This window comes from Allobosea eneae (assembly GCF_042657265.1).
Classification (GTDB): domain Bacteria; phylum Pseudomonadota; class Alphaproteobacteria; order Rhizobiales; family Beijerinckiaceae; genus Allobosea; species Allobosea eneae.
Genome location: NZ_JBHSLW010000018.1, coordinates 61,926 through 83,797, shown reverse-complemented (window position 1 = coordinate 83,797; position 21,872 = coordinate 61,926). Strand labels below are relative to the sequence as shown.

21 protein-coding genes and 1 riboswitch are annotated in these 21,872 nt (G+C 68.0%); of the genes, 16 read left to right on the top strand and 5 right to left on the bottom strand.

Annotated features, from left to right (window positions below):
• Nucleotides 1-9 precede the first annotated feature (9 nt).
• The gene (locus tag ACFPOB_RS13370; protein WP_377798961.1) at nucleotides 10-1,614 is read right to left on the bottom strand and encodes an ABC transporter substrate-binding protein; all 1,605 of its coding nucleotides are present in this window, start codon (nucleotides 1,612-1,614) and stop codon (nucleotides 10-12) included.
• Nucleotides 1,611-2,171 (bottom strand): MarR family winged helix-turn-helix transcriptional regulator, encoded by a 561-nt coding sequence (locus ACFPOB_RS13365; RefSeq protein WP_377798960.1) that lies wholly within the window; start codon nucleotides 2,169-2,171, stop codon nucleotides 1,611-1,613. Before ACFPOB_RS13365 ends, ACFPOB_RS13370 begins: the two co-directional genes overlap by 4 nt.
• Before the next feature lie 61 nt (nucleotides 2,172-2,232).
• Here ACFPOB_RS13365 and ACFPOB_RS13360 point away from each other — a divergent pair, with 61 nt between their 5' ends.
• From ACFPOB_RS13360 to thiE, 15 genes are all read left to right on the top strand, one after another.
• Entirely contained in the window at nucleotides 2,233-2,958 is a 726-nt protein-coding gene (locus ACFPOB_RS13360; protein WP_377798959.1) for a creatininase family protein, read from the top strand.
• Nucleotides 2,959-2,980: 22 nt separating this feature from the next.
• A complete protein-coding gene (locus tag ACFPOB_RS13355; protein ID WP_377798958.1) occupies nucleotides 2,981-3,952 on the top strand; it encodes an ABC transporter permease in 972 nt (323 codons plus the stop codon).
• Nucleotides 3,952-4,830 carry an ABC transporter permease gene (locus ACFPOB_RS13350; protein WP_377799067.1) on the top strand — a complete coding sequence of 293 codons (879 nt, stop codon included), beginning with the start codon at nucleotides 3,952-3,954 and terminating at the stop codon, nucleotides 4,828-4,830. Before ACFPOB_RS13355 ends, ACFPOB_RS13350 begins: the two co-directional genes overlap by 1 nt.
• 127 nt (nucleotides 4,831-4,957) lie before the next feature.
• Nucleotides 4,958-6,667 carry a dipeptide ABC transporter ATP-binding protein gene (locus tag ACFPOB_RS13345; RefSeq protein WP_377798957.1) on the top strand — a complete coding sequence of 570 codons (1,710 nt, stop codon included), beginning with the start codon at nucleotides 4,958-4,960 and terminating at the stop codon, nucleotides 6,665-6,667.
• A 16-nt stretch (nucleotides 6,668-6,683) separates the two neighbouring features.
• A complete protein-coding gene (locus ACFPOB_RS13340; protein WP_377798956.1) occupies nucleotides 6,684-7,577 on the top strand; it encodes a polysaccharide deacetylase family protein in 894 nt (297 codons plus the stop codon).
• A 1,022-nt stretch (nucleotides 7,578-8,599) separates the two neighbouring features.
• Complete coding sequence (locus tag ACFPOB_RS13335; protein ID WP_377798955.1) at nucleotides 8,600-9,838, top strand: OmpA family protein; 1,239 nt, start codon at nucleotides 8,600-8,602, stop codon at nucleotides 9,836-9,838.
• 161 nt (nucleotides 9,839-9,999) lie between these two features.
• Nucleotides 10,000-10,248, top strand: a complete 249-nt coding sequence (locus ACFPOB_RS13330) for a hypothetical protein (RefSeq protein WP_377798954.1) — start codon at nucleotides 10,000-10,002, stop codon at nucleotides 10,246-10,248.
• 69 nt (nucleotides 10,249-10,317) lie between these two features.
• Nucleotides 10,318-10,518, top strand: coding sequence for a putative motility protein (locus ACFPOB_RS13325; RefSeq protein ID WP_377798953.1), 201 nt, complete (start codon nucleotides 10,318-10,320; stop codon nucleotides 10,516-10,518).
• A gap of 104 nt (nucleotides 10,519-10,622) precedes the next feature.
• A riboswitch (TPP riboswitch) is annotated at nucleotides 10,623-10,727 on the top strand.
• Nucleotides 10,728-10,805: 78 nt separating this feature from the next.
• Nucleotides 10,806-12,683: a phosphomethylpyrimidine synthase ThiC gene (gene thiC / locus ACFPOB_RS13320; RefSeq protein WP_377798952.1), complete on the top strand. Its 1,878-nt coding sequence runs from the start codon at nucleotides 10,806-10,808 to the stop codon at nucleotides 12,681-12,683.
• 5 nt (nucleotides 12,684-12,688) lie between these two features.
• A complete protein-coding gene (gene thiO / locus ACFPOB_RS13315; protein WP_377798951.1) occupies nucleotides 12,689-13,690 on the top strand; it encodes a glycine oxidase ThiO in 1,002 nt (333 codons plus the stop codon).
• On the top strand, nucleotides 13,659-13,856 hold the full coding sequence (thiS, locus tag ACFPOB_RS13310) for a sulfur carrier protein ThiS (RefSeq protein ID WP_377798950.1): 198 nt from the start codon (nucleotides 13,659-13,661) through the stop codon (nucleotides 13,854-13,856). The genes thiO and thiS overlap by 32 nt, the downstream gene beginning before the upstream one ends.
• A gap of 3 nt (nucleotides 13,857-13,859) precedes the next feature.
• A complete protein-coding gene (locus tag ACFPOB_RS13305; protein WP_377798949.1) occupies nucleotides 13,860-14,630 on the top strand; it encodes a thiazole synthase in 771 nt (256 codons plus the stop codon).
• 13 nt (nucleotides 14,631-14,643) lie between these two features.
• Entirely contained in the window at nucleotides 14,644-15,615 is a 972-nt protein-coding gene (locus tag ACFPOB_RS13300; protein ID WP_377798948.1) for a HesA/MoeB/ThiF family protein, read from the top strand.
• A 53-nt stretch (nucleotides 15,616-15,668) separates the two neighbouring features.
• A complete protein-coding gene (locus ACFPOB_RS13295; RefSeq protein ID WP_377798947.1) occupies nucleotides 15,669-16,436 on the top strand; it encodes a hydroxyethylthiazole kinase in 768 nt (255 codons plus the stop codon).
• Nucleotides 16,433-17,101, top strand: coding sequence for a thiamine phosphate synthase (thiE, locus tag ACFPOB_RS13290; protein ID WP_377798946.1), 669 nt, complete (start codon nucleotides 16,433-16,435; stop codon nucleotides 17,099-17,101). Before ACFPOB_RS13295 ends, thiE begins: the two co-directional genes overlap by 4 nt.
• A gap of 103 nt (nucleotides 17,102-17,204) precedes the next feature.
• On the opposite strand, the gene ACFPOB_RS13285 is transcribed toward thiE, so the two are convergent.
• From ACFPOB_RS13285 to ACFPOB_RS13275, 3 genes are read right to left on the bottom strand one after another with little or no spacing between them, the layout of a single operon-like run.
• Nucleotides 17,205-18,221, bottom strand: a complete 1,017-nt coding sequence (locus ACFPOB_RS13285) for a proline racemase family protein (RefSeq protein ID WP_377798945.1) — start codon at nucleotides 18,219-18,221, stop codon at nucleotides 17,205-17,207.
• Between the two features lie 13 nt (nucleotides 18,222-18,234).
• The gene (locus tag ACFPOB_RS13280; RefSeq protein WP_377798944.1) at nucleotides 18,235-19,167 is read right to left on the bottom strand and encodes a PfkB family carbohydrate kinase; all 933 of its coding nucleotides are present in this window, start codon (nucleotides 19,165-19,167) and stop codon (nucleotides 18,235-18,237) included.
• Entirely contained in the window at nucleotides 19,164-20,342 is a 1,179-nt protein-coding gene (locus tag ACFPOB_RS13275; protein ID WP_377798943.1) for a fumarylacetoacetate hydrolase family protein, read from the bottom strand. Before ACFPOB_RS13275 ends, ACFPOB_RS13280 begins: the two co-directional genes overlap by 4 nt.
• Nucleotides 20,343-20,546: 204 nt before the next feature.
• On the opposite strand from ACFPOB_RS13275, the gene ugpB reads away from it, so the two are divergent.
• Nucleotides 20,547-21,866 (top strand): sn-glycerol-3-phosphate ABC transporter substrate-binding protein UgpB, encoded by a 1,320-nt coding sequence (gene ugpB, locus ACFPOB_RS13270; protein ID WP_377798942.1) that lies wholly within the window; start codon nucleotides 20,547-20,549, stop codon nucleotides 21,864-21,866.
• Nucleotides 21,867-21,872 lie beyond the last annotated feature (6 nt).

Genomic DNA, 21,872 nt, shown 5'->3' with positions numbered 1-21,872 from the left:
TGGCTGGGCTCACTTCGCCGGCTTGATGTCCATCGCCAGCGTGTCCTCGTCGACGCGCGGGCGAATCGTCACCTTGGCCTTCTGCATCGCCCAGGCTGAGCCGACGGCGAGGATCGGCAGGCGCGGCCGGTCCTTGGCGACGATGGCGTTGGCCTGCGAGAGCAGGTCGTTGCGCTTGGCCTCGTCCATCTCGATCGCGGCGTCTTCGATCAGCTTGTCGAGCTCGGCGTTCTTGTAGCCGAGCACGTTGAAGGCGCCGAGCTTCTTGGCCGGGTCGTTCGAGTGGACGACCGAGGAAAGCGTGTAGTTCGCCTCGCCCGTCAGCGTGCCCCAGCCGGACATCGCCAGCGAGAACTCGCCGCGGGTTCGGGCCGGGAAGAAGACGGCGCCGGGCTGGGCGTTGGCGTTCACCTCGATGCCGATCCGCGCCAGCATCTGTGCGATCGAGGTACCGACCTGGCGGTCGCCCGGCAGGCGGTCATTGGTGAAGGAGAACGAGACCTTGAAGCCGTTGGGATAGCCGGCCTCCTCCATCAGCTTCTTCGCCTTGGCGAGATCCGGCTTCAGCGGCGGCAGGCTCTTGTTGAAGCCAGCGATATCGGGTGTCACCAGCTGGTTGGCCGGGGCGCCGAGACCTTCCATCGCGATCTCCACCAGCGCCGGCCGGTCGATGGCGAGGTCGATCGCCTCGCGCACCTTGGCGTCCTGCAGCGGATTCTTGGGCAGGGCCGAGCCGTCCTTGGCGCTGATCTGCGGGGACTTGTCCCGCATGTCGAGTTCCATGTTGAAGACATAGACCGTGTCGATCGTGGCGACGGTGAGCTTGGCGTCGCGCTTCAGCGTCGGCACGTCGGAGGCCGGGGCGCGTACGATGATGTCGACCTGGCCGGCCTTGAGCTGCGCGACGCGGGCGGCGTCGTTCGGCAGCTCCTTGCGCAGCACGCGCTGCCACGGCTCCTTCTCGCCCCAGTAGCCGTCGAAGCGCTCGAGCACGAGCTGGTCCTTCGGCGTCCAGGACACGAACTTGTAGGGGCCGGTGCCGATCGCCGCCTTGCCGGTATTGAAGGCGTCGTTGGCATTGTCCTTGGTCAGCCCGGCCGCCGCCTTGTGCGAGACGATGAACAGGCGGATGAAATCGTTCGGCAGGTTCGGCGCCGGCCCGTCGGTGACGATGTGGACGGTGAGCGGATCGACGATCTTCACCTCCTTGACGCGCCGGACATAGATCGTCGTCGGATTCGGGCCGGCGACCACCGGGATGCGCTCGATCGAGAACTTGACGTCCTCGGCGGTGAAGTCGGAGCCGTCATGGAACTTGACGCCCGGGCGCAGCTTGAACTCCCAGACCGAGGGCTCGATCGCCTTCCAGCTCGTGGCGAGGCGCGGCTCGATCTGGAGCTTGTCGCCCGACCAGGTCAGGGTGTCGAAGACATGCTTCAGCGCTTCGGCATGGGTGCCGGTCGCTGTGAAATGCGGATCGATTGATTCAGGTCCCGCGCGCACGCCGATCGTCAGCGTCTGCGCTGTTGCCGCACCGGAGAGCGGCAGGCCGATCAGGGCGGCGAGGGCCACGGTCCGCCAGAGCGGGGACCGGTGCGACAGCGGCTTGGTCATGTTGAGGTCCCTTCGGGTTCGAGATCGGCAGGCCAGCTCGGGGAGGCGATCACCATCTTGTCCATCAGCTCGCAGAGCTGCTTCTGCTCGGCCTCGCTCAGCACCGAGAGCATCGCGGTCTGCTGGTCCACCATCATCGGCATGGTCTCGTCGAAGATGGCGCGCCCGGCCGGCGTCAGCGCCAGCACATAGCTGCGCAGATCGTCCGGATCGGTCTCGCGCTTGAGCAGGCGCCGCTGCAGCAGCTTCTGGATCGCGCGCGAGAGCGTGTTCTTCGGCAGGCCGGAGGAGGAGACAATGTTCTTGGCGGCGACGCCGCCCTTGAGTCCGACGGCGTAAAGCGCGACGAACTCCGGCCGTACCAGCCCATAGCGCGTCTCGATCCAGCGATAGACCGGATCGTTGAAGCGGAAGGCGATGAAATTGAGCCGGAAGGACAGCCAGCAGGGATTGTCCCAGAGCTTGGTGACGGTGAGCGGGTCGAGCTCGCGCAGCGCAGCCTCGCGGTCGCGGTCGAGCTTGGACAAGGAGGTCGGGGCGCGGGCCATCTCGGACATCCAATTTAGTTCCATATGGAACTTGACGGTCACTGATGCGACTGTCAAGGATGACTTGGTTTTGCCGAAACGCAAGGATCAGGCCGTGCTCGTCGCCCGGATGAACTGGATGCAGATCGAGGACCAGGCGAAGCGTGACGATCGCTGCGTTCTGCCGCTCGGCTGCATCGAGCAACACGCATATCTGAGCCTCGCCACCGACGCGATCCTGTCCGAACGCATCGCAGGAGAAGCGGCCGAGCCGCTCGGCATCCCGGTCTTCCCGGTGCTGGCCTATGGCATGACGCCGGGTTTCACCGCTTATCCCGGCACGATCTCGCTCAGGATGACCACCTATATCGCACTGATCGAAGATCTGCTCGAAGGCGTCTACCGCTCCGGCTTCCGCCGCATCGTGCTGGTCAACGGCCATGGCGGCAATTCGCCGGTGATGACTGCGGTGACCGAGTGGATGGGCCGGCGCCCCGACGCCAGCGTCAAGATGCACAACTGGTGGGCAGGGCCGCGCTTCCAGAAGGCGGTCCGGGCAGTCGACATGGCTGCCTCGCACGCCTCCTGGATGGAGAATTTCCCCTGGACCCGGCTGGAGGGCGTGACGTTGCCGGATACGGTGAAGCCACCCTTCGATCCCGCGCTCTACCAGGCGGCGAATCCGCAACGGAAGCGCGAGATTCTCGGCGACGGAAATTTCCACGGCCGCTATCAGCGGCCGGACGAGGAGATGCTGGCGCTCTGGGCGGTCGGCGTCGAGGAGACACGCGCGGTGATGGTCGAGAGCTGGCCGTGAGATCAGCAATGGGACGGCCTAGATGCTGACCCATGTCATCGAGCGCATCCTGCAGGCGCTCGCCGTCATGCTGGTCATGTCGGCGCTGGTCTTCGTTGGCGTCTACGCCATCGGCAACCCGATCGACGTGCTGATCGGTCCCGATGTCAGCCAGGACATCAGGCTCGACACCATCGCCCGCTACGGGCTCGATAAGCCGCTCTGGGAGCAGTACTTCACCTTTCTCGGCCGCGTCCTGCATGGTGATTTCGGTCGTTCCTTCGTCTTCGGCATGCCGGTGCTCGATCTCATCCTGTCGCGGCTGCCGGCGACGCTGGAATTGACGCTGGCGGCCGTGTTCGGCGCGGCGCTGATCGGCATCCCCGCTGGCATCTATGCCGGCTACCGGCCTGACACCCCGCTCTCCAAGCTCATCATGGCGCTGTCCATCCTCGGCTTCTCCGTGCCGACCTTCTGGATCGGCCTCGTCCTGATCATGACCTTCGCCGTCGAGCTGCAATGGCTGCCGGCCGGCGGGCGTGGCGAGACCGCCTCCCTTTTCGGCGTCGAATGGAGCGTCCTGACGCTGAACGGCCTCTCGCATCTCTTCCTGCCGGCGCTGAACCTCGCCTTCTTCAAGCTCGCGCTGATGACGCGGCTGGCGCGGGCCGGCACGCGCGAGGTCATGCTGACCGACACGGTGAAGTTCGCCCGCGCCGCCGGCATCTCCGAGGGCGTCATCCTGCGCCGGCACGTGCTGCGCCTGATCTCGATCCCGCTTGTCACCGTCTTCGGGCTGGAGTTTGCCTCGACGCTCGCCTTCGCGGTGGTGACCGAGACGATCTTCTCCTGGCCCGGCATCGGCAAGCTGATCATCGACTCCATCCAGTCGCTCGACCGGCCGGTGATGGTCGCCTATCTGATGCTGGTCGCCTTCGTCTTCATCATGATCAACTTTCTGGTCGACCTGACCTATTTCGCGCTCGACCCGCGCTTGCGGAAGGGCCGGTCGTGATGAAGACCGAAACGCCCATCGCCCGCTTCTGGAGCGAGTTCAGGGAGAGCCGCATCGCGGTCGCGGCGCTCGTCGTCGTCGTCCTGATGATCGGCGTCGCCGTGCTCGCACCGCTGATCGCGCCGCAGAATCCTTACGACCTCGCCAATCTCGTTCTGTCCGACGCCCGCCGTCCGCCGGGCTATGTCGGCTCCAGCGGCTATACCCATTGGCTCGGCACCGACGCGCAGGGGCGCGACCTGCTCTCGGCCATCCTCTATGGCCTGCGCATCTCCCTGCAGATGGGGCTGGTCGCCGGCGCGGTCGCCTTCGCCATCGGCGTCACGCTCGGCATCGCCGCCGCCTACCTCGGCGGCCGGCGCGAGGCCTTCATCATGCGCGTGATCGACCTGCAGCTCGCCTTCCCGGCGATTCTGCTGGCGCTGGTGATCTCGGCCCTGCTCGGGCAGGGCAAGGCGCAGCTCATCGCCGCGCTGGTCGCGGCGCAATACGCCTATTTCGCCCGCACCGCCCATGGCGCCGCCTCGGCCGAACGCGGCAAGGACTATGTCGAGGCGGCGCTGTCGACGCCATTGCCGGCCCGGCAGGTGGTCTGGCGGCACATCCTGCCGAACTGCCTGCCGCCGCTGATCGTGGTCGCGACCGTGCAGGTCGCCAACGCCATCGCCCTGGAGGCGACATTGTCCTTCCTCGGTGTCGGCCTGCCGGTGACCGAGCCGTCGCTGGGCTCCCTGATCGCTAACGGCTTCCAGTACATGCTGTCGGGCCGCTACTGGATCTCGATCTATCCGGGGCTCGCTTTGATCCTGCTGATCGTCGCGATCAACCTTGTCGGCGACCAGATCCGCGACCAGGTCAATCCGAGGCTGAAGCGATGAGGGCGGGTGTGAACCCACTTCGTCATGGTCGGGCTTGTCCCGACCATCCACGTCTTCGTCGATCGAGGACCGTGTTCAAGACGTGGATGCTCGGCACAAGGCCGAGCATGACAGGGGAGGCGCGCCCATGACCGACGCCCCCCTCCTCGACGTCCGCGATCTCACCACCCAATTCTTCACCCGCGCGGGCGTGGTCAAGGCGGTCGACGGCGTCTCCTTCTCGTTGCGCCGCGGCGAGGTGATGGGGCTCGTCGGTGAATCCGGCTCCGGCAAGAGCGTCACCGGCTTCTCGATCATCGGCCTGATCGACCCGCCCGGCCGCGTCGCCGGCGGCTCGGTCAAGCTCGAGGGGCGCGAACTCGTCGGCCTGCCGGCGGACGAGCTGCGAGGCTTGCGCGGCCGCGTCGTCTCGATGGTCTTCCAGGACCCGTTGATGACGCTGAACCCGGTCCTGACCATCGGCGAGCAGATCAGGCTGGCGATCGAGGCGCACCAATCCATGTCCGCTGCCGAGGCGCGCCTGCGCGCCATGGCCGGCCTCGCCCAGGTCCGGATTCCGCGCCCCGAGGCGACCGTCGACTTTTATCCGCACCAGCTCTCCGGTGGCATGCGCCAGCGGGTCGCCATCGCGATCGCGCTGCTGCACCGGCCGAAGCTGATCATCTGCGACGAGCCGACGACGGCACTCGACGTCTCCATCCAGGCCGAGATCCTCGCCGAGATGAAGGAGCTCGTCGCCGAGCTCGGCACCGCGCTGATCTGGATCAGTCATGATCTCGCGACCGTCGCCTCGATCGCCCAGCATGTCGCGGTGATGCGGCTCGGCAAGATCGTCGAGGCCGGCCCGACGCTCGATGTGCTGACGCGCCCGCAGCACGCCTATACCCGTGCCCTGCTCGACGCATTGCCCTCGCGCGCCAAACCCGGCGAATTCCTGCTGCGCGGCGGCGGCGTGCCTGATGCGGCCCCGCCCGCCCGCAAGCCAGCGGCAGCTGTTGCCGCGCCAGTTCCTGGCGCGCCCTATTTCGTCGCCGATCGCGTCAGCAAGCGTTTCGTGACACGGCCCGGCGCGCTGCGCGGGCTCGGCGTTAAACTCGGCCTCGTGCAGCCGCTGCCCGCCGTGATGGCGGTCGACGAGGTCAGCCTGACCGTGCCACGCGGCGAGGCGCTCGGGTTGGTCGGCGAATCCGGCTCGGGCAAGTCTACGCTAGGTCGCATGGCTGCCGGCATCTATGCGCCTACCTCGGGGACGGTCCGCTTCGAGGGCCGGCCGGTGATGAGCGAAGGGCCCGAACCGAAGAAGCTGACCACCCGCGTCCAGACGATCTTCCAGGACCCGTTCGCCTCGCTCAATCCGCGCATGCGCATCGGCGAGGGCATCGCCGAGGGTCCGCTCGCCCATGGCCTCGTCAGCAGGGCTGATAGCGGAGCTTACGTCCGTGACTGGCTCGCCGCCGTCGGGCTCGATCCGGCTTTCGCCGAGCGCTACCCGCACCAGTTCTCCGGCGGCCAGCGCCAGCGCGTCGCCATCGCCCGCGCGCTCGCCATGCAGCCCGACCTCGTCGTTTGCGACGAGCCGGTCGCCTCGCTCGACGTCTCGATCCAGGCCCAGATCATCAACCTCTTGATGCGCCTGCGGGCCGAGCTCGGCCTGACCCTGATCTTCATCTCGCACGACCTTTCGGTGGTCCGGCATCTCTGCGACCGGGTCGCGGTGATGTATCGCGGCCGCATCGTCGAGGAAGGGCCGGCAGGCGAGGTCTACGACAACCCGCAACACGACTACACCAGGCGGCTGCTCGCGGCCGTGCCGGTGCTGCCCGAAGCGGCAGCCTGATCTCAGGAGGAACGCCATGACCGAACTGAAGCCCTGGCAATGGCCGGAGGAGACCTGGCGCGGCAAGGTCGAGCAGGTCCGCGCTGGCCGCAACCTCAAGCCGAAGGTGTGGCCGGGCGGGGCGCGCTGCGCCGTGGCACTCTCCTTCGACGTCGACCACGAGACCAACGAGCTGCGCGACGGCGGCAAGTCGGTCGGCCGGCTCTCCTGGGGCCAGTACGGCAACCGCGCCGGCATGCCGCGCATCCTGTCGATGCTGGCGCGCGAGCAGATCAAGGCGAGCTTCTTCGTGCCGGCGGTGACCGCGCTGCTCTATCCCGACGAGCAGCGCCGCGTCGTGGCGGAAGGCCATGAGATCGGCCTGCATGGCTGGATCCATGAGGTCAACACCGCCGTGCCGCCCGACCAGGAGCGCGAACTCCATCTGCGCTCGGCCGATACGCTGGAGACGATCACCGGCGTCCGGCCGGTCGGCATGCGCACCCCGTCCTGGGATTTTTCGGAGGTGACGCTCGCCGTTGAGCGCGAGCTCGGCCTGATCTACGATTCATCGCTCTTCGCCGATGACGATCCGTACGAGCTGATCGAGAAGGGCGAGCCGACCGGCATGGTCGAGTTGCCGGTCGAATGGATCCGCGACGACGCGGTCTATTTCAACATGAACCGCTTCCAGGCGCTGCGGCCCTACACGCCGCCCGAGGCGGTGTTCGACATCTTCAAGCGCGAGTTCGACGGCGCCTACGCCGAGGGCGGGCTCTTCCTTTTGACCATGCATCCGCATGTCATCACCTACCGCTCGCGCTTCTGGATCCTCGAGGAGCTGGTGCGTCACGCCAAGGGGAAGGGCGATGTCTGGTTCGCCACGCATGCCGAAATCGCGGCCTATGTGAAGGCGCAAGCGGGGCTCTGACGCGGGCGTGATTTTCGAGCCGGTTGCCCCGGCGTCAGCGGAACCGTGCCCGATTTCGGCCGTTTTCGGTTCATTCGGAATTCAGGGCGCGGGGGCGTTCATCTCCGGAAGAACAACTGGAAACGGATGTCATGATGCGTACCAAGAACCTGCTCCTGCTCGGCACCCTCATCCCCGCCATCGCGCTGTCGCAGGGCAGTTTCGCCGCTCCATCGCTCCAGCTCGCCCAGGCCCAGTCGGGCGATGACGACCGGCAGGATCCACGCCGCCAGCGGCCGCCCGGCGGCCAGGAGCGTCCAGCCCCCGGCGCTCGCCCTGCGCCCGGGCAGCCGCCCGCACCCGGTCAGCCGCCGGCCGCTCGCCCGGCCGCGCCGGAACGTCCCGCCGGAGCGGCGCCGAGCGCGCCCCGTCCACCTGTTACGCCACAGGCCGCACCTCCGGCAGGCCGGGCCGAGCCCGAGCAGCCGCGTCGCCCGGCCCCGCCTCCGGGTCCCGCACCCGGACAGGTCGCCCCGCCTGCGCCGCAAGGCGCGCCGCGCCCACCCTCGGCTGCGCCGAGCACGCCGCCGCGTCCGGCTCCCGGCCAGATCGCGCCGCAGCCGTCGCCCGCCCGCCCGACAGCACCGCCAGCTCAGCCCAACGCCTCCGGCGCTCCATCCGGCGATAGCGCTCCGCGCCGTCCGGCCGCCCCGCAGACCGCTCCCGGCCAGCCGCCGGCCGCCGCGCCCTCGTTGCCGGCCGCGCCGCGTCCTGTTCCGGGTCAGCCCGCCCCTGGTGGCAGCGTTCAGCCGCAACCCGGCCAGCCCGCCACCGCGCCAGGTGGAGGCCGGCCGCCGGGTGCCGCGCCACAGCCCGGAACGGCTCCCTCGCAGCCCGCGCCGGGGGCGCCCCGCCCCCCCGGGCAGGCGGCTCCGGCCCAGCCGCCGGCAACCGCGCCATCCTCTCCGGCGACGCCTCCTCGCGCCGCGCCGGGTCAGGTCGTCCCGGGCGGCACTCAGCCTCAACCTGGCCAACCTTCGGCCGTGCCGCCGGCCGGTCGCGCGCCGGTAGCCCCGACGCAGCCCAACGTTGCGCCTTCGCAGCCCGGTGCTGCGGCGCCGGCGCCGACCGCCCCGGCTCAACCGGCGCCGGCGCAGCCCGGAGCGGCGCCTGCACAACCCACGCCCGGCGTCGGCCAGCAGCCCGGCGCGCCTCTACGGCCTGGCGTTGCGCCCGGACAGGCACAGCCGCCGCAAACCCTGCCGCCGGCTGGCCAACCTGCGCCTGACCGGCAGGGTCGTCGCGGCGGCATCGGCCTCGGCGGCGCGGCCGCGATCGGCCTCGGCGCCGCCGCGATCGGCGGCATCATGGCGACGCAGGGCGCGAGCCGGCTCGACGACATCCGGAGCCGGCGTGAGGAGCGTCGGGAGGGCGACGTCACCATCATCCGCGAGCCCGGCCGCACCATCATCCGCGGCGACGACGATCGCGTAATCATCCGCCGCGACGAGACCCAGCGCTTCCGCGATCTCGGCCTCGACACCCGCAGCGAGCGCCGCGGCGAGGAGACGGTGACGGTCTATGACCGCCCCGACGGCACGCAGATCGTCACGGTGACCGACGCCGAAGGCCGGCTGATTCGCCGCACGCGACGCGAGCGCGACGGCGGCGAATTCGTCATCATCGACAATGTCCGCCGGGACGGGCCGCAGGCCCGCTTCGCCGAGGAGGTGGTGGTGTTGCCACCTCCGCCGCTGCGCATCCCGCGCGAGCGCTATATCGTCGACGCCGAGCGTGCCGACGAGCGGCTGATCTACGAGACGATCACCGCCCCGCCGGTCGCGCCGGTGCCACGCCGCTATACGCTCGACGAGGTCCGCTACTCGCCCGATCTGCGCGCCCATATGCGCAGCGTCGACATCGACACGATTAACTTCGATTCCGGCTCCTGGACGGTCACACCCGATCAGGCCGGGCGCCTGCGGGTCATTGCCGACGCGGTGCGCCAGGCGGTCGAGCGCGCGCCCAACGAGGTCTTCATGGTCGAGGGCCATACCGACGCGGTCGGCTCCGATGTCGACAACCTGTCGCTCTCGGATCGCCGTGCTCAATCCGTCGCCGAGATCCTGACGCGCGATTTCGGGATTCCCGCCGAGAATCTGACGACGCAGGGCTATGGCGAGCAGTATCCAAAGGTTCAGACCCAGGATGCGGCGCGCGAGAACCGGCGGGTGACCTTGCGCCGGATTACGCCGCTGCTCACCGGCCAGAACCAGCAGTGACGCCGGACGGGGCGGCTTCGGCCGCTCCGGCTTTTGTGATCGGCAAACCGGAACAATCCCCAGGTCGCTCCTGTTCTCGAGTCGGGCGGGCTCGTCTTTGCCTGCCCGACAGGAGGAATGCCATGCGCAAGAACTCATGGATTCTGCTCGGATCGCTCGCCATGGGGCTGCTGGCGGCGGAAGCCGCAGCCGCTCAGTCGGTGTCTCCGGAGATGCCGCGTCAGCGCGCACCCGGTGTGCCGATGGCGCCGAATGCGGGCGAAGTGCAGAAGCTCGAGCCGCGTTCCGATCGCATCGAGGCGCGGCGCGAGCGGCAGCAGCTTGCACGCGATCGTTCCAGCCCGACGGAACCGAACCGCGAGATACCGATGCCGAAGCCGGTGCCGTCGATCATCGCACCGACTCGTTAGAGCCTGCCGCTTCGGGTTTAGATTCGGGTAAGGCTCGCGGCCTATGGTTCGCGACGAGGAGCTATGCCCATGAGCGAGATGTCGGTCGCGATCGCCCAGAGCCTGATCAGCATGAAGTCGGCTGCGACGCAGCAGGCGCTGCAGCTGGAAATGGTCAAGCAGAACGCTGATTCCGATCAGGCGCTGGTCGCCATGCTGCAGCAGGCGGCCGAGCTGCAGCAGGCCGCGCTTCCCGCGGGTCAGGGCGGCAATCTCGATATCACCCTCTGATTTTTTCGTTTCGGCCAACGGTGTTGTTTCCTGCGCATGGCAGCATGGCGATGGGCTGTGGTCCTTTGCCAGTTGCGCTGAGATCACGACGGTTCTAACCTTCGCCCTGTTCCGAGGGGTGCTCGATAAGAGCTGAGATGGCCTGACGGCTGAACCCATCGAACCTGATCCGGGTCATACCGGCGGAGGGACTGGAACGCGGCTGCGCCACACATGCATCCGCAGACAGCGACTGGACCGTCAGACGCCCCGGATCTCCTGGACCTGCAAGGGAGGAGATCCTTTCGATGAACGCCCACACCAAGCCGCAGAAGAACAGCGTCAAGGCCGCACCGCAAACGGTGACGACCGGCCCGATCATCGGCTCGCGCAAGATCTATGTCGCTGCGCCCGAGCATCCCGACATGCGCGTGCCCTTCCGCGAGGTCGTGCTGACCACCGATGCCGAGCCGCCGGTGCGCATCTACGACCCGTCCGGCCCCTATACCGAGACCGATGCGAAGATCGACCTCAACGCCGGTCTGGTGCAGCCGCGCCGTGCCTGGCTCGATGCGCGCGGCTTCGAGATGGTCGAGGGCCGCGCGGTCACCGCTGCCGACAACGGCAACATCTCGGCCGAGCAGCTCGTGCCGGCCTGCCCGGCGCAGCGCCCGATCCTGCAGGCGAAGCCCGGCCAGATGACGACGCAATACGAGTTCGCCCGGGCCGGCATCGTCACGCCCGAGATGATCTATGTGGCGCACCGGGAAAACCTCGGCCGCGCCGCCATGCTGGACGGTGCCCGCGAGCGTCATGCCGACGGCGAGAGCTTCGGCGCCTCGGTCCCGGAATTCGTCACGCCGGAATTCGTCCGCGACGAGATCGCCCGCGGCCGCGCCATCATCCCCGCCAACATCAACCACCCCGAGCTTGAGCCGATGGCGATCGGCCGCAACTTCCTGGTCAAGATCAATGCCAATATCGGCAATTCGGCCGTGACCTCGGGCGCCGCCGAAGAGGTCGAGAAACTGGTCTGGGCGATCCGCTGGGGCGCCGACACGGTCATGGACCTCTCGACCGGCCGCAATATCCACAACATCCGCTCCTGGATACTCAGAAACTCGCCGGTCCCGATCGGGACGGTGCCGGTCTACCAGGCGCTGGAGAAGGTCGGCGGCGATCCGATCAAGCTCGACTGGGAGGTGTTCAAGGATACCCTCATCGAACAGGCCGAGCAGGGCGTCGACTATTTCACCATCCATGCCGGCGTCAGGTTGCCCTATGTGCCGCTGACTGCCAGCCGCGTCACCGGCATCGTCTCGCGCGGCGGCTCGATCATGGCGCGCTGGTGCCTGGCGCATCACAAGGAGAGCTTCCTCTACGAGCGCTTTGACGAGATCTGCGAGATCATGCGGCGCTACGACGTCTCCTTCTCGCTCGGCGACGGCCTGCGTCCGGGCTCGATCGCCGACGCAAACGACCGCGCCCAGTTCGCCGAGCTGGAGACGCTGGGCGAGCTCACCAAGGTCGCCTGGGACAAGGGCTGCCAGGTGATGATCGAGGGCCCCGGCCATGTGCCGATGCACAAGATCAAGGAGAACATGGACAAGCAGTTGCGCGAATGCGGCGAAGCCCCGTTCTACACATTGGGACCGCTGACCACCGACATCGCACCGGGCTACGACCACATCACCTCCGGCATCGGAGCGGCGATGATCGGCTGGTTCGGCTGCGCCATGCTCTGCTACGTCACGCCGAAGGAGCATCTCGGCCTGCCCGATCGCGACGACGTCAAGACCGGCGTCATCACCTACCGGATCGCCGCCCATGCCGCCGACCTCGCCAAAGGCCACCCGGCGGCCAAGCTCAGGGACGACGCGCTCTCGCGCGCCCGTTTCGATTTCCGCTGGGAGGACCAGTTCAACCTGGCGCTCGACCCGGATACGGCCCGCGCCTTCCACGACGAGACCTTGCCGAAGGACGCCCACAAGGTCGCGCATTTCTGCTCGATGTGCGGCCCCAAGTTCTGCTCGATGAAGATCACTCAGGATCTGCGCGCCGAGGTGCAGGCGATGGGCGACAATGAGCGCGCGGCGCTCGAAGCCATGGCTTCCCAGGGGATGGCGGAGAAGTCGCAGGAGTTCCTGAGGAAGGGCGGCAATCTCTATCTGCCGGCGGCGGAGTAGCGACCATGCGTGTCGCTGTGATCGGGGCCGGCGTCGCTGGCCTCGTGACGGCGCTTGAGCTGGCCAAGCGGGGCATCGCGGTCGACGTGTTCGAACGCAGTGCGGCGCTCGGCGAGCAGGCCTGCTCCTGGGCAGCCGGCGGCATGCTGGCATCCTGGTGCGAGCGCGAGAGCGCCGAGGAAGCGGTCGTCACTTTGGGCCGGCAGGCGCTCGACTGGTGGCCGCGCCATTACGCCGGCACGCTCGCCCAAGGCACGCTCGTGCTCGCTCCTGCCCGCGATGCCGGCGAGCTGACGCGTTTCGCGGCGCGGACGTCCGGATACGAACGGCTCGACGGCGATGGCGTCGCGGCGCTGGAGCCCGATCTCGCCGGCCGCTTCCGGCAGGGCCTGTTCTTCGCGCAGGAGGCTCATCTCGATCCGCGCCGCGCCATGGCGGCTCTAGTCGAGGCGCTGCAGGCGGCCGGCGTGGCGATCCACTACGGTGTCGAGGCAGACGAGACGGCGCTCGATGCCGACCGGATCATTGATTGCCGTGGCCTCACGGCACGCGACCGTCTGAGCGCATTGCGTGGGGTCCGCGGCGAGATGCTGGTGCTGCGCACGGACGAGATCAGGCTGAGCCGCCCGGTCCGGCTGCTGCATCCGCGCATTCCGCTCTATGTTGTGCCGCGCTCCGACGGGCATCTCATGATCGGCGCGACGATGATCGAGAGCGATGATCGCCGCCGCGTCAGCGCCCGCTCGGCGATCGAACTGCTCAGCGCCGGCTATGCGCTGCATCCGGCCCTCAGTGAGGCCGAGATCGTCGAATTGCGCGCTGATGTCCGCCCGGCCTTTCCCGACAACCTGCCGGGGATCGTCGAGGATGGCCGGACCTTACGCGTCAACGGCCTGTTCCGCCACGGTTTCCTGCTCTCGCCGGCCCTGGCCGGGCAGGTGGCCGATCGTCTCCTCGCATCAAGGGAGCTGCCCGATGCGCATCATCGTCAACGGCGACACGCGTGAGGTCGCCGCCCGCGTTTTGGCCGAGGTGCTGGCCGAATTGGGCTATGCCGACGCGGTCGTCGCCACCGCCGTGAACGAAGCCTTCGTGCCTGCTGCCGTGCGGGCGCAAACGGTTCTGGCGGACGGCGACCGGCTCGAGGTCCTCGCGCCGATGCAGGGAGGCTGAACGATGGATTTCTACGGCTTCACCCCGCGCTCGCGCCTCTTCCTCGGCACGGCGCAGTATCCGTCCCCGGCCGTGCTGCAGCGAGCGGTCGAAGCGGCCGGCGTCGATGTCGTCACGGTCTCGCTGCGGCGCGAGGCCGGCCGGCTCGGCGGCGGCCAGGATTTCTGGGCGCTGATCCGCAGCCTCGGTGTCAGGGTGCTGCCGAACACCGCCGGCTGCCACTCGGTGAAGGAAGCGGTGACCACGGCGCAGATGGCGCGCGAGGTTTTTGGTACGCCCTGGATCAAGCTCGAGGTGATCGGCGAGGCCGACACGCTCCAGCCGGATGTCTTCGGGCTGGTCGAGGCCGCACGCATCCTTTGCGCCGACGGCTTCGAGGTCTTCCCCTACATGACCGAGGACCTCGTCGTGGCCGAGCGGCTGGTCGAGGCCGGCTGCCGGGTGCTGATGCCCTGGGGGGCGCCGATCGGCACCGGCAAGGGCCTGAACAACCCCTATGGCCTGCGGGCGCTGCGGGCGCATTTCCCCGATATCCCGCTCGTCGTCGACGCCGGCATCGGCCTGCCCTCGCATGCGGCCGCGGCGATGGAGCTTGGCTACGACGCGGTGCTGCTCAACACCGCCGTGGCCAAGGCCGGCGATCCCGCCGCGATGGCAGCCGCCTTCGCCCGTGCCGTCGAGGCCGGACGCCTCGCCTTCGAAGCCGGGCCGATGGAGCCGCGCGACATGGCCGCGCCCTCGACTCCGGTGCTCGGCCGGGCCCTGCTCGGCTGACAAGGAGGGAACAATGACCGATCGCTATGCCCGCCAGATCGTCATGCCGGAGATCGGCCCCGAGGGACAGGCGCGGCTGGCGCGCGCGCGCATCCTCGTCGTCGGGGCCGGCGGGCTCGGCTGCCCCGTATCCTCCTATCTGGTTGGCGCCGGCATCGGGCGATTGCTGCTGGTCGATCCCGACCGCGTCGAGGAGAGCAATCTGCACCGCCAGCCGCTCTATCGGATGAGCGATGTCGGACGGCCGAAGGTCGAGGCGGCGCGCGAGGCGCTCGCCGCCTATAGTCCTGGCGTCGAGATCGAGGCGCTGGCGCTCAGGCTCGCGCCCGACAACGTCAGCGAACTGGTGGCGCGGGCCGATATCGTCGTCGATGCCGCCGACAGTTTCGCTGCGACCTATGTCCTGAGCGATGCCTGTCACGCTGCCGGCAAACCATTGGTCAGCGCCTCGATCGTCGGCCTTGCCGGCTATGTCGGCGCCTTCTGCGGTGGCGGGCCGAGCTATCGCGCCGTCTTTCCGGAAATGCCGGCCCGCGCCGCCGATTGTGCCACGGCCGGCGTGCTCGGCCCGGCCGTCGCCACCCTCGGCCTGCTGCAGGCGCAGATGGCCTTGCTGCTGGCGCTGGGCCTGGAGCCGTCACCGCTCGGTCGCATGATCAGCTTCGATGCACGCCGCCTCGGCTTCGGCGGCTTCTCCTTCGTCGGGGCGCCGGAGCCACTTTCGGGTTCTTTTCCCTTCATCGCGCCCTCGCAGCTGTCGGCCGGTGATATCGTGGTCGAGCTACGCGGTGTCGAGGAGGCACCGGTTGCGGCCGCTCCGGATGCGATCAGGCTGACGGTCGATGAGGTAGACCGGCTGTCGCTGAATGACGTTGAGGGCCGGCGCGTGGTGCTCTGCTGTCGCAGTGGTATCAGGGCGGCGCGCGCGGCCGTTCGGCTCGCCGCGCGCGGCACCACCGACCTTGCCCTGATGGCGCTGGGCTAGATTGCGTCCCATATCCCTTGCCCATATCCCTTGGCGAGCCCGATGGAGACAAGATGACGAGCGACACCACCGAGATCACGCTGGCGCGAACCCTGCAGCCGCAGGAGGTCGCCTCCGTTCTCGCGCGCGTGACGGAGATCCGCCCGCGCGTGCAGTGCCTGACCAACACGGTGGCGCAGAACCTCACCGCCAACATGCTGCTCGCCTTCGGCGCGATCCCCTCGATGGCGATCCATGTCGACGAGGTCGCGGCGATGGCGGAGGGCGCCGGCGCGATCCTGATTAATATCGGCACGATCAACGCGGAGAGCGAGCTCGCCATCCCCAAGCTGCTGGAAGTGGCGCGTGATCATAGGAAGCCTGTGGTCTTCGACCCGGTCTTCGTCGAGCTCTCGCCGCTGCGCCGGCACATCGCCGGGCAGGTGCTGCGCCTGCCCGACACCCTGGTGCGCGGCAACGCCACCGAGATGGCGGCGCTGTCCTTCGATCTTGCTGCGGCAAAGGGTGTCACCCGCGTCACCACCGGCAAGGTTGACCGCATCGAGAGCGGGCAAGCGAGCTTCGCCGTCGCGCACGGCCATCCGCTGATGACCAGGGTCACTGGCATCGGCTGCGCGGCCGGGGCGCTGATCGCAGCCTGCTGCGCGGTCGAGGCGAACAAGGCGGTCGCGGCGGCGGCGGCCTTGACCGCCTATGGCATTGCCGGCGAAATCGCCGCCGAGCGCTGCCGCGGCCCGGGCAGCTTCGAGGTCGAATTGATCGACGCGGTCGCGGCGATGGACGCGGCGACACTGGCTGCACGAATGGGAAGCGGACGATGAGCGTCGATATCACCCTCTACGGCATCGTCGATCCGCAGATCGCCAAGGGCCGCTCCATGGCCGACATGGCGCGCGCCGCCGTCGAGGGCGGCGCCACGCTGATCCAGCTTCGCGCCAAGACCGAGACGACGCGCGAGATGGTGCGCGAGGCGCGCGCCATCCGCTCGGCCCTGCACGGCACCAATGTGCCGCTGCTGATCAACGATCGCGTCGATGTCGCGCTCGCGTCCGGTGCCGACGGCGTCCATCTCGGCGCCGACGACATGAAGCTGGTCGACGCTCGCCGCTTGCTCGGCCCGCGCGCGATCATCGGCGCAACGCTGAAGCATGAGAGCGAGCTGCCCGAGCTGGCCTCGGCGAAGATCGACTATGCCTGCATCGGCGGCGTCTTTGCGACCACGCACAAGGACAATGCCGGCGCGGCGCTCGGCGTCGACGGGCTCAAAGCCTTGCGCCAGGCGGCAGCGCGCGTGCTCGGCGCCTTGCCGATCGCCGCCATCGCCGGCATCACCGCCGCAAATGCCGGCTCGGTGATCGCTGCAGGCGCCGATGGCGTCGCGGTGATCGGCGCGCTCTTCGGCGGCGACGACATCAGCGAGGCGGCGCGGGACCTGCGGCTCGCGATCGAGACCGCGCTGTCGGAGCGGGTCGCCGCGAGCGCCTGATCTAGAGCATTTTCGAGCGAAGTGGACACCGGTTCGCGTAAAGAAAATGCGATAAAACAAGGACCTAGAACATTTTCGCGATTCGAAGAATTGCGGAAATGCTCTAGCCGGCGATCTCGGCGAAGCGCCTCGGCAGGGCAAAGCCGTGGCCGAGCGGATCGTCCGCCTCGATGACGAAGGAGCCTTCGCCAGCAAGGTGCCCGCGGCCGCCGACCTCGACCGTGACGGCGCCCGCTGCCGGGAAATCGGCCGGGCCGATCACTTTTCCGGTGAAGGTGCCGCCGGTGATGCTGCGGATCCTGCGGCCCTGGCCGGCGGCAATCAGCCCCTTGGCATGGTCGAGCGCCATCCGGGCGGTGACGCCCGAGCCGGTCGGCGAACGATCGATCTGGCGCTCGGCGAAGACGCAGAGATTGAAGCTGTCCTCGCCCGGCCCGGCCTCGTCGGTGACGATCGTGCCATAGAGAAAGCCGAGATCGGGTTCGGTCGGATGGGTGATCCTGCGGCTCGTCCGGACCTGGTCGGTCAGCGCGCCCGCTGCCGCGACGATCTCCTCGACCGGCGTCTGCATCAGGTCGAGCCCGAAGCGCGAGGCCGGCAGGATGCAGTAATAGGCGCCGCCATAGGCGATGTCGGTGGCGACATCGCCGTAGCCCGGCACTGTGACGACGAGGTCGCGCGCCTCGACGAAGGCCGGCACGCTCTCGAAGCTGACGTCGCCGATCTTGTTGCCCTCGACCTCGCAGGAAAGCCGCAGCAGCCCGCAGGGCGCTTCGATGGCGAAGCGGGTGATAGGCACGCTCGCCTTCACCAGCCCCTGTTCGATCGCATAGCGGCCGAGCGCGATGGTCGCGTGGCCGCACATGGTCGAATAGCCTTCGTTATGCGTGAACAGCACGCCGAAGGCGGCCTCGGGATGGCTCGCCGCCACCGGGATGACGCCATACATGCCGTCATGCCCGCGCGGCTCCAGCATCATCGCGCGGCGCAGGTGATCATGCTGCTCGCGGGCCTGCCGGCGCTTGTCGAGAATGCTCCCGCCGGCGAGCTGCGGATAGCCTGACGTGACGATGCGCACCGGCTCGCCGCAGGTGTGGTAGTCGATATAGCTCAGACGCATGGATGCTCGTTCATCAGTCACGGGCGGAAGGCGGGTCGAGCCGCGGCGGATTGCAGCCCTGTTGGGCGCAGGTTTCGGCTGCCACCACGACGGCAAAGCCGAGAGCGGCGGCGCAGAGTTCGGCCGGCAGGTTTCTCAGCACCGGGCCGAGGCCGCCATTGCGCCAGAGCGACGCGAGGAAGGCGCCCATGAAACTGTCACCTGCGCCGATCGTATCGACGACCTCCTGGGCGAGGGCAGGGAACACCATGGGCTCGCGGCGGGCCGGCAGGAGATAGCCACCCTTCTCGCCATCGGTGACCAGCAGCAGCCGGTCCCCATGGGCAAGCCAGCGCGCTAAGGGATGTCCGAACTCGGTGCCATGAACTGTCCGTGCATCATCCGTGCTGCATTTCAACAGATCGCATAGGGCCGCCCGCTCCTCGATGGCGCGACGCGCTTCATCGAGTGCCGGCAGCACGGCCGGCCTGACATTGAGATCATAGCTGACGCTGAGGCCGGCCTTGCGCGCGCGTTGCATCAGTTCCAATGCCGCCTCGCCCGACGTGCCGAGCGTCGCGCCGAAGGAGGTGACGTGCAGATGCGCGAAGCCGTCCAGCTCCGTCGGGGCGGGCGGCGCGGTATCGAAGGCCGTGCCGTTCAATGAGAAACGGTAGGTCGCGGCACCATCAGAGCCGATTGAGGTGACCGTGGCGGAGGGCGTCGGTGCATCGCAGACGCCCACGAGGCGCTGGTCGATGCTCTCCTCTGCCAGGCGCTGGAGGAAGAGTTCGCCGAACCCGTCCCGCGACAGGCTGACATTATAGGTGACCGGCGCGCCGCAACGCGCTAGCGCCAGCGCGGTGTTGAAGCCGGAGCCGCCCAGCACGGCCTCGCTTCGCCCGGCGCTGCCGGGCACGAAATCGACCAGCGCCTCGCCATAGACGAGGACGCCCTTGCCCGTCACAGCAGCCCGCGCTTGGCCAGGTTGCGCATCAGATGCGAGGCGCCGAAGCGCCAGGGCTCGCATTCGTCGGTGCGGCGCATCCGGTTGACCAGGGCGCCGAGCTCGGGCGCCGAGATGGTAACGACGTCGCCGTATTTGTGGGTGAAGCCGCCGCCCGGCGCGTCGCGATCCTTGATCGGCGCGAACATCGTGCCGAGATAGAGCGCCGCCCCGTCCGGATACTGATGGTTCGGGCCGAGCATCTGCGCGGCGAGGTCGGCCGGGTCGCGGCTGATCATCGCGATCGAGGACGAGCCTTCCAGCGTGAAGCCGTCCTCGCCCACGACGGTTAGGCTCACCGTCGTCTTGCGGACATGGTCGAGCGAGAAGTCGCTGTCGAAGAAGCGGATGAACGGGCCGATGGCGGCGGCCGCGTTGTTGTCCTTGGCCTTGCCGAGCAGCAGGGCCGAGCGGCCCTCGAAGTCGCGCAGGTTGACGTCGTTGCCGAGGCTGGCGCCGACGATCCGGCCATCCGAGGCGACAATGATCACGATCTCCGGCTCGGGATTGTTCCAGCTCGAACCCGGATGCAGGCCGGCATCGGCGCCGGTGCCGACCGCCGACATCGGCGGCGCCTTGGTGAAGATCTCGGCGTCCGGCCCGATGCCGACCTCGAGATACTGGCTCCAGCTGTTCTGGGCGATCAGCACCTCTTTCAGCTTCATCGCCTCGGGCGAGCCGGGCTTGAGCTTGGAGAGGTCGTCGCCGATGAGCTTGCCGATCTCGGACCTGATCGCGGCCGCAGCCGCCGGATTGCCGCGCGCCTTCTCCTCGATGACGCGCTCCAGCATCGACACCGCGAAGGTGACGCCGGCGGCCTTCACCGCCTGCAGATCGACCGGGGCGAGCAGCCAGGGATTGCCGTCATTGCGGCTGGCCGCCGAGCTGTTTGCGAGGAGATCGGCGAGCGAGCCGAGGCTCTCGCCATCGGCGGCGCGCAGCGCTGTCGCCGGATCGGCGGTCTCGCAGAGGTCGCGCATGGTCGGGAAGGTGGCGGTCACGTCGACCACCTCGCTGCCCTGCAGCTTGACCACCGACGGCCCGGCAAGATCGGGGCGCCAGACGCGGCCGGCCAGCGCGGCGCGATCGGCATCGGCCGGCAGGGTGTTGGCGGGCGTGAGCGAGAGCGAGGCCATGGCTGATCCAGCTTGTGTGCAGTGTACAGGACGGGCTGCGAAGAACAGCCGCTTCCGCGGGAAATCGCAAGTGCGCGGATGCGCGTCCACAGCGGGGCGGAAATGTCATCGTTTTGTCATTGAACTGTCGCCCCGGCTTCATGCTAGCTTGCGCACCAACGACAAGAACGCCCGCGCATACCGGGGGCTGATAGGGAGCTGATCATGACCTTCAAATTCAAGACCCTGACCGCGGCCGGCGTGTTCGCAATCGCGGCTGCTTCGCCGGCTCTGGCACAGACCGAAATCCAGTGGTGGCACGCCATGACCGGCGCCAACAACGACGTCGTCGTCAAGCTGGCCGAGGAGTTCAACGCCTCGCAGAAGGACTACAAGGTCGTCGTCGCCTATAAGGGTTCCTATCCCGACACGCTGAACGCCGGCATCGCCGCCTTCCGTGCCGGCAATGCCCCGCACATCATGCAGGTCTTCGAGGTTGGCACCGCGACGATGATGTCGGCCAAGGGCGCGATCAAGCCGGTCGCCGAACTGATGAAGGAAGCTGGCGAAGCATTCGATCCGAAGAGCTATCTGCCGGCAATCACCGGCTACTATTCGACGACGAAGGGCGAGATGCTGTCCTTCCCGTTCAACTCGTCCTCGATGGTGATGTGGTACAACAAGGACGCGCTGAAGAAGGCCGGCCTGCCGGAAGTCCCGCCGAAGACCTGGCCCGAAGTGTTCGAGGCCGCCAGGAAGCTGAAGGCCGCCGGCTTCGACAAGTGCGGTTTCTCGACCGCCTGGACGACCTGGGCCAATATCGAGCAGCTCGGCGCCTGGCACAACGTGCCGGTCGGCACCAAGGCCAACGGCTTCGACGGCTTCGACACCGAGTTCCGCATCAACAGCGACCTCTTCGTCAAGCACCTGACCAACCTCGCCAACCTGCAGAAGGAAGGCGTGTTCTCCTATTCCGGCCGCACCAACACCGGCGAGGGTCGCTTCACCTCGGGCGAATGCCCGCTGTTCCTGACCTCCTCGGCCTTCTTCGGCAACGTCAAGGCCAACGCCAAGTTCGACTGGTCGAACGCGCCGATGCCTTATTATCCGGATGTTGCCGGCGCCCCGCAGAACTCGATCATCGGCGGTGCTTCGCTCTGGGTCATGGGCGGCAAGAAGGCCGACGAGTACAAGGGCGTCGCCAAGTTCTTCACCTTCCTCTCCGACGTCGACCGGCAGGTGAAGCTGCACACCGAGTCCGGCTATCTGCCGATCACCAAGGCGGCCTATGAGAAAGTCAAGGCCTCGGGCTTCTACAAGCAGAATCCGTATCTCGAGACCCCGCTGCTCGAGCTCAATAACAAGGAACCGACCGACAACTCCCGCGGCGTGCGCTTCGGCGGCCTGGTCCAGATCCGCGACATCTGGTCGGAGGAGATCGAGGCGGCACTGAACGGCCAGAAGACGCCGAAGGCGGCCCTCGACGCGGCCAATGAGCGTGGCAACCAGGCGCTTCGCCAGTTCGAGCGCACTGCAGCCCGCTGATCCCGA

Coding starts and splice junctions, on each gene's coding strand:
- ACFPOB_RS13370 (WP_377798961.1), bottom strand. CDS start 1,614: ATGACCAAGCCGCTGTCGCACCGGTCCCCGCTCTGGCGGACCGTGGCC.
- ACFPOB_RS13365 (WP_377798960.1), bottom strand. CDS start 2,171: ATGTCCGAGATGGCCCGCGCCCCGACCTCCTTGTCCAAGCTCGACCGC.
- ACFPOB_RS13355 (WP_377798958.1), top strand. CDS start 2,981: ATGCTGACCCATGTCATCGAGCGCATCCTGCAGGCGCTCGCCGTCATG.
- ACFPOB_RS13350 (WP_377799067.1), top strand. CDS start 3,952: ATGAAGACCGAAACGCCCATCGCCCGCTTCTGGAGCGAGTTCAGGGAG.
- ACFPOB_RS13345 (WP_377798957.1), top strand. CDS start 4,958: ATGACCGACGCCCCCCTCCTCGACGTCCGCGATCTCACCACCCAATTC.
- ACFPOB_RS13340 (WP_377798956.1), top strand. CDS start 6,684: ATGACCGAACTGAAGCCCTGGCAATGGCCGGAGGAGACCTGGCGCGGC.
- ACFPOB_RS13330 (WP_377798954.1), top strand. CDS start 10,000: ATGGGGCTGCTGGCGGCGGAAGCCGCAGCCGCTCAGTCGGTGTCTCCG.
- ACFPOB_RS13325 (WP_377798953.1), top strand. CDS start 10,318: ATGAGCGAGATGTCGGTCGCGATCGCCCAGAGCCTGATCAGCATGAAG.
- thiC (WP_377798952.1), top strand. CDS start 10,806: ATGAACGCCCACACCAAGCCGCAGAAGAACAGCGTCAAGGCCGCACCG.
- thiO (WP_377798951.1), top strand. CDS start 12,689: ATGCGTGTCGCTGTGATCGGGGCCGGCGTCGCTGGCCTCGTGACGGCG.
- thiS (WP_377798950.1), top strand. CDS start 13,659: ATGCGCATCATCGTCAACGGCGACACGCGTGAGGTCGCCGCCCGCGTT.
- ACFPOB_RS13305 (WP_377798949.1), top strand. CDS start 13,860: ATGGATTTCTACGGCTTCACCCCGCGCTCGCGCCTCTTCCTCGGCACG.
- ACFPOB_RS13300 (WP_377798948.1), top strand. CDS start 14,644: ATGACCGATCGCTATGCCCGCCAGATCGTCATGCCGGAGATCGGCCCC.
- ACFPOB_RS13295 (WP_377798947.1), top strand. CDS start 15,669: ATGACGAGCGACACCACCGAGATCACGCTGGCGCGAACCCTGCAGCCG.
- thiE (WP_377798946.1), top strand. CDS start 16,433: ATGAGCGTCGATATCACCCTCTACGGCATCGTCGATCCGCAGATCGCC.
- ACFPOB_RS13285 (WP_377798945.1), bottom strand. CDS start 18,221: ATGCGTCTGAGCTATATCGACTACCACACCTGCGGCGAGCCGGTGCGC.
- ACFPOB_RS13275 (WP_377798943.1), bottom strand. CDS start 20,342: ATGGCCTCGCTCTCGCTCACGCCCGCCAACACCCTGCCGGCCGATGCC.
- ugpB (WP_377798942.1), top strand. CDS start 20,547: ATGACCTTCAAATTCAAGACCCTGACCGCGGCCGGCGTGTTCGCAATC.